Annotated in this window: 6 protein-coding genes; 4 read left to right on the top strand and 2 right to left on the bottom strand. The window is 69.8% G+C overall.

Annotated elements, in window-relative coordinates:
• Positions 1 to 717, top strand: a 717-nt coding sequence (locus tag ACT6S0_RS23885; protein ID WP_444766266.1) for a glutaminyl-peptide cyclotransferase, incomplete at its 5' end; no start/stop codon positions are given.
• Positions 718 to 861: 144 nt separating this feature from the next.
• Here ACT6S0_RS23885 and ACT6S0_RS23880 read toward each other — a convergent pair.
• Entirely contained in the window at positions 862 to 2,040 is a 1,179-nt protein-coding gene (locus ACT6S0_RS23880; RefSeq protein ID WP_444766265.1) for an acyl-CoA dehydrogenase, read from the bottom strand.
• Between the two features lie 153 nt (positions 2,041 to 2,193).
• Between ACT6S0_RS23880 and ACT6S0_RS23875 the strand changes: the two genes are divergently transcribed.
• On the top strand, positions 2,194 to 3,066 hold the full coding sequence (locus ACT6S0_RS23875) for a LysR family transcriptional regulator (RefSeq protein ID WP_444766267.1): 873 nt from the start codon (positions 2,194 to 2,196) through the stop codon (positions 3,064 to 3,066).
• 238 nt (positions 3,067 to 3,304) lie between these two features.
• Here the strand turns inward: ACT6S0_RS23875 and ACT6S0_RS23870 are convergent, their stop codons facing one another.
• Positions 3,305 to 5,404 carry an ATP-binding protein gene (locus ACT6S0_RS23870; RefSeq protein WP_444766264.1) on the bottom strand — a complete coding sequence of 700 codons (2,100 nt, stop codon included), beginning with the start codon at positions 5,402 to 5,404 and terminating at the stop codon, positions 3,305 to 3,307.
• 381 nt (positions 5,405 to 5,785) lie between these two features.
• Between ACT6S0_RS23870 and ACT6S0_RS23865 the strand changes: the two genes are divergently transcribed.
• Both ACT6S0_RS23865 and ACT6S0_RS23860 read left to right on the top strand, forming a co-directional pair.
• The gene (locus tag ACT6S0_RS23865) at positions 5,786 to 6,919 is read left to right on the top strand and encodes an ABC transporter substrate-binding protein (protein WP_444766263.1); all 1,134 of its coding nucleotides are present in this window, start codon (positions 5,786 to 5,788) and stop codon (positions 6,917 to 6,919) included.
• A gap of 196 nt (positions 6,920 to 7,115) precedes the next feature.
• Positions 7,116 to 10,469: hypothetical protein (locus ACT6S0_RS23860; RefSeq protein WP_444766262.1), on the top strand; the 3,354-nt coding region annotated here is incomplete at its 3' end.

Genomic DNA, 10,469 nt, shown 5'->3' with positions numbered 1-10,469 from the left:
GCACGCGCGGCCGGCGCGCCGCCGGTCCAAGGCTTCAAGGTCGTGCAGAGCTACCCGCATGACCCCGACGCCTTCACGCAGGGCCTGTTCTTCCACGCCGGCCATTTGTACGAAAGCACCGGCCTGCGCGGGCGCTCCAGTGTTCGCAAGGTCGAGCTCACGACAGGCCGCGTGCTGCAGGCGGTGGCGCTGCCGCCCGAGGTGTTCGGCGAAGGCATCGCTCGCTGGGGCGACCGCCTCATCGCCCTGTCCTGGCAGGAGCAGACCGCCTTCGTGCTCGACCTCAAGACCTTCAAACTCTGGCGCAAATTCAACTATGCCGGCGAGGGCTGGGGCCTGACCAGTAACGAACGCGAGCTGATCATGAGCGACGGCACGGCCGAGCTGCGCTTCCTGGACCCGCTGAGCTTCAAGGTACTGCGCCGGCTGCGCGTGACCGCTGGCGGCCAGCCAGTGGCACAGCTCAATGAGCTGGAGTGGATCGACGGCCAGGTCTGGGCCAACGTCTGGCAGACCGACCGCATCGCCCGCATCGACCCCGGAAGCGGCCGCGTGCTCGGCTGGATCGACCTGGCCGGCCTGCTGCCGGCGGCGCAGCGCAGGGGCTATGACGACGTCCTCAACGGCATCGCCTACGACGCGGCTGCCAAGCGCCTGTTCGTGACCGGCAAGCTCTGGCCGCGGTTGTTCGAGATCGAGCTCACCGCGCCGCGCTGACGTCTCAGGCCGAGCGCCGGGCCGCCCCGAGCCGTGCCCCCTTGAGGAACCGGCTGGGCGGGTCAACGGCATCGAGCTTGCCCGGCCCCCGCCACGCTGGCGCAAATCATCCGCCGTGTGCGCCGGCGGCCGGCGCGATGCCCGTCAGAAGGCCGCGATGCCGGTCTGCGCCCGCCCGAGGATGAGTGCATGGATGTCGTGCGTGCCCTCGTAGGTGTTCACGACCTCCAGGTTGACCAGATGACGGGCGATGCCGAACTCGTCGGAGATGCCGTTGCCGCCCAGCATGTCGCGCGCCATGCGGGCGATGTCCAGGCTCTTGCCGCAGCTGTTGCGCTTCATGATGGACGTGATCTCGACGGCAGCCGTGCCTGCGTCCTTCATGCGCCCCAGGCGCAGGCAGCCCTGCAGGCCCAGCGTGATCTCGGTCTGCATGTCGGCCAGCTTCTTCTGGATCAGCTGATTGGCAGCCAGCGGTTTGCCGAACTGCTGACGGTCCATCGTGTACTGGCGCGGCGTGTGCCAGCAATCCTCGGCCGCGCCGAGCGCGCCCCACGCGATGCCGTAGCGCGCGCTGTTCAGGCAGGTGAACGGGCCCTTCAGGCCGCGCACCTCGGGGAAGGCGTTCTCCTCGGGGCAGAACACGCCGTCCATGACGATCTCGCCCGTGATGGACGCGCGCAGGCCGACCTTGCCGTGGATGGCCGGCGCGCTCAGACCCTTGGCGCCCTTGTCCAGCACGAAGCCGCGGATCTGCCCGCCATCGTCCTTGGCCCACACGACGAAGACGTCGGCGATGGGGCTGTTGGTGATCCACATCTTGCTGCCGGTCAGCGCGTAGCCGCCGTCGACCTTGCGGGCGCGCGTGACCATGGAGCCGGGGTCGGAGCCGTGGTTGGGCTCGGTCAGGCCGAAGCAGCCGATCCACTCGCCGCTGGCCAGCTTGGGCAGGTACTTCCGCTTGGTGGCCTCGTTGCCAAACTCGTTGATCGGCACCATCACAAGTGACGACTGCACGCTCATCATCGAGCGGTAGCCCGAGTCCACGCGCTCCACCTCCCGGGCGATGAGGCCGTAGCTCACGTAGTTCAGGCCGGCACCGCCGTATTCGGCCGGGATGGTCGGGCCCAGCAGGCCCAGCTCGCCCATCTCGCGGAAGATGCTGGCATCGGTCTTCTCGTTGCGGAAGGCGTCCAGCACGCGCGGCTTCAGGCGGTCCTGGCAGTAGGCGGCGGCCGCATCGCGCACCATGCGCTCTTCATCGGAAAGCTGCTCGTTCAGCAGCAGCGGGTCGTCCCAGTGAAAGCTTGCCTTGGTGGCCATGGTGGTCTCCGTTTGATCCACGTACTGATGATGGCCCAGCGTAGGGGCCGGGCGCGTATGGCGCCCAGTATTCCCCCGGCTGCGATTCGTGTCCAATTCAGGAAACGACTCCGACGATTCGCAATGCCTATCGACACTGCCGCCACCCGCTCGCTGGAATTCCGCCACCTGCGCTACTTTCTCGCGCTGGCCGAGGAACTGCACTTCGGCCGTGCCGCGCAGCGGCTGGCCATCTCACAGCCGCCGCTGTCGGTGGCCATCCAGCAACTGGAAGCCAACGTCGGCGCGCGCCTGTTCGACCGTGACAGCAAGGGCGTGCGCCTCACGCCCGCGGGCAGCGCCTTTCGCAGCAGCGCGCAGGCCCTGCTGGACCGTGCCGAGGACGCCTGCGCGTTGGCCCGCGAGGTGCAGGCCGGTGAAGTGGGGCGCCTCAGGCTGGGCTTCGTCGGCTCCACGCTGTTCAACGGGTTGTCGGCCTGGCTGCAGGCCTTCCAGGCGAGCCACCCCAAGGTCGAGGTCGTCGTCGTGGAGCTGAACTCGCAGGACCAGATCGACGCACTGCTGGGCGAGGAACTCGACCTCGGCCTGGTCCATACCGACCGCCTGCCGCCGGCGCTGGCCTCGACGCCGCTCTACAGCGAACCCTTCCTCGCCTGCCTGCCCGCCGCCCACCCGCTCGCGGCGCTGGCCGAGATTGCGCTCGCGGCCTTGAGCGACCAGCCCTTCATCCTCTTCTCCCGCAAGGGCTCGCCCGACTACCACGCGCGCATCGTCGAGATCTGCCGCCAGCAGGGCTTCTACCCGCGGCTGCAGCATGAGGGCCGGCATTGGCTGTCGGTCGTATCCCTGGTGGCCCAGGGCATGGGCGTGTCCATCACGCCAGCGGCGTTTCAACGCGCCGGCATCGACGGCGCCGTCTTCCGGCGCCTGGCCGAGGCCATCGAGCCGTCGGCCGTGTTCGCAGCCTGGCGGCAGGACTCGGCCGCCGTGCTGCGCGAGCGTTTCCTGGCGGCACGCCTGGGCTGAACCATCCGGCTGCCGCGGCGCCGACTCATGCCAGGAGAAAGGCGCTCCGCGCGCCAGCGCCCTTCTCGTCGGCTGGCTCTGGGCGCGGGGTTCACTGCCCCGGCCACATCGGCGTCAGTCAGTCTTGCTGGCCTTGCTGCGGGGGCTCAACCAAGCGGCCCCCGACAGTGAAGTCTGGATGGACCGACAGCCCGCAGCCCCCGGTCAGTGCCAACCCCTTCAACCCCCGAGGCAGCCTTCAGCGGCCTGCCGCGGCGCGGGCGAGCAGCAACGCGTCCAGCGCCACGTAATCCACCGGCTTGACGAGGTGGTGGTCGAACCCCGCCTCGGCGGACCGGCGTCGGTCTTCGGCCTGGCCCCAGCCGCTGGTGGCGATCATCAGCGCGTCGCGCCCCCAGGGCGTCTGGCGCACTTTCCGGCACACCTCGTGGCCATCAAGGCCGGGCATGGCGATGTCCAGCAGCATGACCTGCGGCTGGAAAGCCTGCGCGATCTCAAGGGCTTCGCTGCCGTTCACGGCGGTGCGCACCTCGTTGTCGCCGATGCCCAGCAGCAGCGACAGGCTCTCCGCCGCGTCGGTGTTGTCATCGGCCACCAGCACGCGCAGGCCCGACGCCGCAAAAGGCGCAGCCGCCGCGGCGGCGTCCACGGGTGACGCCAGCGCCTGCCTGGCCAGCGGCAGCCGCACGACGAACTCGCTGCCCTGGCCCGGGCCGGCGCTGTGGGCTGCCACGCTGCCACCATGCTGCTCCACCAGTTGCCGCACCAGCGTCAGGCCGATGCCCAACCCGCCGCCCACGTACGCGTGCGAGCGCTGCACCTGCGTGAACATGTCGAACACGCTCTCCAGCATCTCGGGCGGGATGCCGACGCCATCGTCGCGCACCGACAGCACCGCCGTCCCGTCGTCGCAGGCCAGGCTCAAGGCCACGGTGCCGCCGCGCGGCGTGAACTTGGCGGCGTTGTTGATCAGGTTGGACAGCACCTGGATGAGCCGCGTCTCGTCAGCCTCGACCACGCAGTCCTGTGCGGGCAAGGTGGACAGCAGCCGGTGGCCGGCCTGTTCGACGCCAGGGCGACTGGCGTCCACCGCCTGGCGCACCACACCCAGCAGCGACAGCGGCTCGCGCTTGAGCTCGACGATGCCGCGCGTCAGGCGTGACAGGTCCAGCAGGTCGTCGATGAGCCTCACCATCTGCACCAGCTGGCGCTCGATGATGTTGCGGCTGGACGCCAGGATGTGCTCGCTGTGCCGGCCGTGTTGCTGCAGCGCCAGCGCATTGCTGATAGCCGCGAGCGGGTTGCGCAGCTCATGCGCAAGCGTCGCCAGGAATTCGTCCTTGGCACGGTTGGATTCCGCCAGCGCCTGCGACAGCTCGCGGTAGCGCGCCTCGTTGGCGCGCAGTGCCGCATCCGCCAGCTCGCGGTCGGTCACGTCCGCGCCCTCGACGAAGATTGCGGTCACGCGCCCGTCCTTGCCCTTGATCGGCTGGTAGACGAAGTCGACGAAGCGCTCGACCGCCGGCTCCCCCGGGCGGCTGTGCGACATGAACTTGGCACCGGTGGCGATATAGGCTTCGCCGCTCGCGTACACGCGGTCCAGCAGCGCGCCGTAGCCCTGGGCCACGGCGTCGGGCATGGCCTCGGCAAGCGTCTGGCCCACCACCTCGCGGTCCACCAGCTTGAGGAAGCTGGGGTTGGCGATCTCGAACTTGTGCTGCGGACCGCTGAGCAGCGCCATGAAGGTGGGCGCCTGCTCGAAGAGCTGGCCCATCTGGTCGCGTTCGGCGGCGATGCGCAGGTGGGCCTGAACCTGTTCGGTCGTCTCGGTGCACACCACCAGCACACCGCCGATGCCGTTCGGGCTGTCATCGTCGTCGATGGGGCTGTAGCTGTAGGTCCAGTACACGTCCTCGCGGCGGCCGTGGCGCGTGATGGGAACCAGGCGGTTCACGTTCCACGTCGCGCCGCGGCCCTCGCGCACCTGTTCGATCTGCGGGCCGATGATGGGCCAGATCTCCTCCCACACCTCGCGCGCCGGCCGGCCCAGCGAGCAGGGATGCCGCTCGGGGCCGATGCACTCGCGATAGGCGTCGTTGTAGAGGCAGGCGTTCTCGTCGCCCCACCAGATGTACATCGGGTGGCCGGTGTTCAGGATCAGCCGCGCCATCGCACGCAGCGGCTGCGGCCAGGCCTGCGGCGGGCCCAGCGGCGATCGGGCCCAGTCATGCGCCCGCATCAGCGCACCCATCTCGCCGCCGCCGGCCAGGAAGGCAGGAGAAGCCGGTGGAGCGGAGGCGGCGTCCTGTGCGGAGGGCGTGTTCGAAGGGGCTTGCATCGTCCTGCGGGGTATCGGCGTCGGGCGATTGTCAGTCGGGTCTCGCGGGCCAGCATCGGGGCGCGCCGCCCGGGCCGTCGCCGCCTCCGGGGACGGACTTGTGCATCTCCGCCGTGAGCACGCCATGTCTTGCGCGTGACGCTGCGCTCGGACCCTGTTGTGCAGGGCGAGCCCAGCGCGCAGCGGCAGGGCGCCACGCAGACTTTGAGTCCGTGGGCAGGGAGCGGTGCCGAGTGACCAACTCCACGCATACGTACTCTCCACACCCCGATCAAGCGTTGCCGACGTGTTGTCCATGCTTGAATTGCAATTCCCCGCGCGGACCACCAGAGCCTCTGATACAGAGCCCGTCGCACCCCTGGGGCAGCCTGGAGACAACCCATGACCTCATTCCGGCAAGTGGCGCAGCGCCTCCTGCTCGCCGCCACGGCCACAACCCTGGCCATCGGCCTGGCGGCCACCGCTGCGCAGGCGCAAATCACCATCGGCCAGACCGCCGGGCACACCGGCCAGGTGGCGGCCAGCGTCGGTGAGGCCACCCGTGGCGCCAAGCTCTACCTCGACATCGTCAACGCCGCCGGTGGCGTCAATGGCCAGCAGATCAACCTGGTGTCGCTGGATGACAAGTTCGATCCCAAGATCGCGGTCACCAATGCCAAACAGCTGATCGACCAGGGCGTGATCGCCTTGTTCCTGAACCGCGGCACGCCCCACACCCAGGCCATCATGCCGCTGCTGACCGAGCACAAGGTGCCGCTGGTGGGGCCATCGACGGGCGCGATGGTGCTGCACAAGCCGGTGCACCCCTGGCTGTTCAACGTGCGCGCCACCTACCAGCGCGAGGCCGAGCGGGCCATCGAGCATCTGAGCCTGATCGGCATGGAGCGCATCGCCATCGTGCAGGTCGACGACTCCTTCGGCGACGACGCCGTGCAGGGTGCCATGGCCGGCCTGACCAAGACGAACAAGAAGCCCGTGGCCCACGAGAAGTACGACCGCGCCAAGCCCGACTTCGGCCCCATCGTGCCCAAGCTGCTGGCCAAGCAGCCGCAGGCCGTGCTGTTCATCGGCTCGGGCACGGCCGTCGTGGCGGGCATGAAGGCGGTGCGCGCGGCAGGCTCGACGGCGCAGCTGGTGACGCTGTCCAACAATGCGTCGGCCGGCTTCATCAAGGACCTGGGCGACATTGCCTACGGCGTCATCGTCAGCCAGGTGTTCCCGTATGAGCGCTCGATTGCCAAGCCCATCATCAAGGAGGCGCTGGAAGCCGCGCGCAATGCCGGCCTGGAACTGACGCCGACCGTCGTCGAGGGCTATGTGTCGGCCAAGGTGCTGGTGGAGGGCCTGAAGCGCGCCGGCAAGCAGCCGACGCGGCAGAGCCTGCGCGACGCGATGGAGAACATGGTCCGCTTCGACGTCGGCGGCATCGAGGTGGGCTACAACGCCAAGGATCACAGCGGCCTGGACTATGTGGACCTGGCCATCATTGACCAGTCGGGCAAGTTCCGCCGCTGAAAATCCGCCGCTGAACGGACCGCCGGCTAACGGCGCAGGTTTGCGCATAGCCAGCCTCGTCCTTCCGATTGATGAGGGGCGCCACATCGCCGTGGCGAGCGCCTTTCGTTCTGCGGGATGGCGCCCTGCACTTCCGGGAACATAGTCCACCGTCCAGGCCGGCACATGCGCCGGCCACCAGGACGAGGCGGGCCCCATGGAGAGCATCAGCAAGCGCCTGTCAGATGAAGGTCTGCTGGCCCAACTGATCACCAGCGTGCCCATCGGCGCGTTGCTGTCCACGCTGCAGATCGAGCGCACCGCGCAGCTGAGCGGCAACAGTGAAGAGGGCACGGCCCTGCTGGCCGTCGCCGAGCAGGCGCTGGGTGTCTTCAACCTGAACCTGATCCCGCCGCCGGCGGTGAACCCCGAGCGCAGCTACTTCCTTTGGCTGGACGGGCCGGCCAACGCGCGCACGGGTTTTCGCCTCGCGGTGTCACTGGACGCCGGCGCGCCGCAGCCGCTGTTCAGGCTGCTGCGCGCGCTGCCGTCGCACGGCCTGGTGGCGGCGCAGCTGGCGGCAGACGGCCAGTCCCTGGTGGCCGACCCGGCTGCGCCGCCGGTGCAACTCGTCGGCCAGGGGTTGTTCCTGGTGCTGCTGAGCGAGGCTGACGGCCGCGTGGCCCTGCGCCTGTCACCCAACCGCGAGGCGCCGGACGATGTCGTGGTGCTGAATGTGGACCCGCCCACGGTGCTGCTGGGCGGCACGGGCTTCGGCTTCCACTTCACGCAGGGCATCGTGCTGGACCTGGCCAGCGATGCGCGCCCGGTCGACAGCGTGGTGGTGGACGGCGCGGCGCTGGCCACACCGGCGGACGCGCCCGCCTGGCAGGGCATTGCCGTCAACCGCGCGCGCTTCTTCCTGCCCAAGGGCGTGCCCTTCCTGAGCGGCCATGCGGTGGACGCCTGGCTGCAGTTGGGCCTGCCGCCCACGCCGGGCATCGACCTCATCGTGCAGGCCCAGGTGCCGGCCGACGGCGACCGACCGGCCATCGCCGTGCGCATCGAGTGCCGCGATCCCGCCGCCACGGGCCTGGACGGCTTTGTGCCCACGCTGGTGGAGGCGGTCATGGAGCTGCCGCTGCAGGGCCGCGCCGAGAACTTCGGCCAGGCGCTGAGCTTTGCGGCCGGCACGCCGGTGCAGGCACGGCTGCGTTATGCGCGCAAGCCGGGGCTGCCCGACGCCGTGCCCACGTCGGAGGTGAGCCTGGCGCTGCAAAGCCAGGGGCCGGACGGGTTGCTGAAGATCGATAGCACGCCCGGCGGCCTGGGCGCCAAGATTGCCGTCACCGCCGCCACGCTGGCCACCGCGCTGATAGCCGATGGCGCGCAGCAGACGCCCGGACCCGATGGCGACGGCAGCGGCGTGGTGCTGCACACGCTGCTGGTGGCGGCCACGGGGCTGTCCAGCTTCCTGGCGCACGGCCAACTGGTGCTGCACGGTGCGGAGCTGATGAGCACGGGCGGCGTGCTGCCGGCCGGCAAGGCGGTGCGGCTGAAGATCGACTACTCGGTGGCGGCCACGGTGACGGGCATCGACGTGGGCGTGCTGTCCGTGCAGATGCACCCCAACCAGCCCTTGCGCGTGCGGGTGCGCGAGGTGGTGCTGAGCATCGACCCCGAGAAGTCGGGGTTGGAGATGTTTCACCTCGACTATGCGCGCAGCTCGCTGGAGGTGGAGGACCCCGGCGGTTGGCAGGTGCAGGGGCCGGGTTCGCTGTTTGACGTGCTCGGCACGCGTTCGGGCCGGGGCTCGATGTGGATCGAGGTGGACCTGCGCTTCAAGCTCGACCTGGGGCCGGTCAAGGTCAGCGGCGCCACCATCCGCGGCACGCTGGACGACAGCGGCCAGCTCGGCGGCGAGCTGCGCGGGCTGGAGGCCTCGATTGCACTGCAGCCCATGATCACCGGCAACGGCGCCGTGGCGTTGACGCCCGACGGCTTCCGCGCGGCGATGGAGGCCAGCATCGTGCCGCTGGGCAACCTGGGCGCGCGGGCCGACGTGGAAACCTCGGGCGACATGCTCAAACTGGCACTGGGCGTGGACCTGCCCGGCCCGCTGCCGCTGGGCAGCTCGGGCCTGGCGATCTACGGCATTGGCGGCGTTTTCGCCATCAACGGCCAGCCCAGGCCCGTAGCGCCGGGGCAGGACCCGGTGCAGGCGGCGCTGGACTGGGACTACACCCAGCCGGGCGCCTTCGTGCCCGCGCCGGCCTTCAGCTTCGGCCTGGAAGCCGTCATTGGCACCGCGCCCGACCTGGGCTTCACCTTCAGCGCGCGTGCGGGCCTGTTCGTGACCACGCCGGACATCGTCGTGCGCGGCTCGCTGGAGGGCCGCTACATGGGCCCGCGCATGAAGATCGCTCGCGGCGGCAACGACCTGTCGCTGCTGCAGGCCAAGGGCGTCATCCTGGTGGACCCGGCCGACGGCGTCACGGTGGCCGTCGAGGGCAAGTACGAGATCCCGCACATCCTCACCACCGTCGTGCCGGTGGGGGCGCATTTCCCCACCAGGTCGGCAGACTGGTTCATCCACCTCGGTGCCGACGGCCATGCCGGCGAAAGCCGCGAGCGCGGCCCGGTGCGCTCCATCTTCCTGCCCGACATCGTCGGCCAGAGCTCGGATGCCTATCTGATGATGCGCGGCAACGGCATCACCGCGTGGCCGCGCGGCGGGCCGTTCACTTTCGGCCCGGGCAGCTTCGTCATCGCCTTCGGCGTGGGCTTCGACATCGTCTACGGGCTCAAGCCCGTCGTCTGGGCCGACGTGTTCGCGCGGGCCGACATCCTGGTGGCCACGCACCCGCTGAGCTTCGTCGGCATGGGCACCATCGGCGGCGGCCTGCATATCGGCATCTTCTCGGTGGGCATAGATGCGAGCATCCAGGTCGTGCTGGTGGACGGTGCCGAACCGCATGTGAAGGCCGAGCTGTGCGGCAGCATCGACCTGTTCTTCGACGAGATCCGCAAATGCGTCAGCCTGGAGTACGGCAGCCCGACGCCGCCCGACATGCCCGCGCCGTCGGAGCACCCGCTGGACGGCCAGCAGCATTCGCTGGTGGACGACCACTACCACCGCCTGGCGCCGCTGGCGAGCGCACCCGAGGACGCGACGCCCGAGCGCGCGGTCTGGCCCGACAGCATCCCGCTGCTGGCCTTCAGCACCGCGCCCCGGCTGACGATGGCGTCGGCGCAGTTCCCCGATGCCGGCGGCTACCCCGAGGGTGGCACGCGCGCCAAGCCCATCGGCAGCGAGCTGCTCAGCTACGACTGGGAGCTGCTGGACGTGGCGCTGATCGACGCCACCGAGGGCGACGCGCTCGTGGCCGGGCCCTTCAGCAGCGCCTGGCTGGACGGCAAGCTCGGCAATGCCGGCGGCCAGCCGCAGCCGGCCGAGCTGGCGCTGCTGACGCCCTTTGGCGACCTGTGGCTGCATGCGCTGGGCGACGCGGGTGCGGGCCTGGCGGAGCCGCCGCTTCAAGCGCGTGCCGGCATCTGCCGCCTGCAGGCC

The organism is Roseateles sp. (genome assembly GCF_052436255.1).
Lineage (GTDB): Bacteria > Pseudomonadota > Gammaproteobacteria > Burkholderiales > Burkholderiaceae_C > Pelomonas.
Note: the sequence above shows the minus strand (reverse complement) of the source record. Positions and strands in the feature narration are given on the sequence as shown.

Coding starts and splice junctions, on each gene's coding strand:
- ACT6S0_RS23880 (WP_444766265.1), bottom strand. CDS start 2,040: ATGGCCACCAAGGCAAGCTTTCACTGGGACGACCCGCTGCTGCTGAAC.
- ACT6S0_RS23870 (WP_444766264.1), bottom strand. CDS start 5,404: ATGCAAGCCCCTTCGAACACGCCCTCCGCACAGGACGCCGCCTCCGCT.
- ACT6S0_RS23865 (WP_444766263.1), top strand. CDS start 5,786: ATGACCTCATTCCGGCAAGTGGCGCAGCGCCTCCTGCTCGCCGCCACG.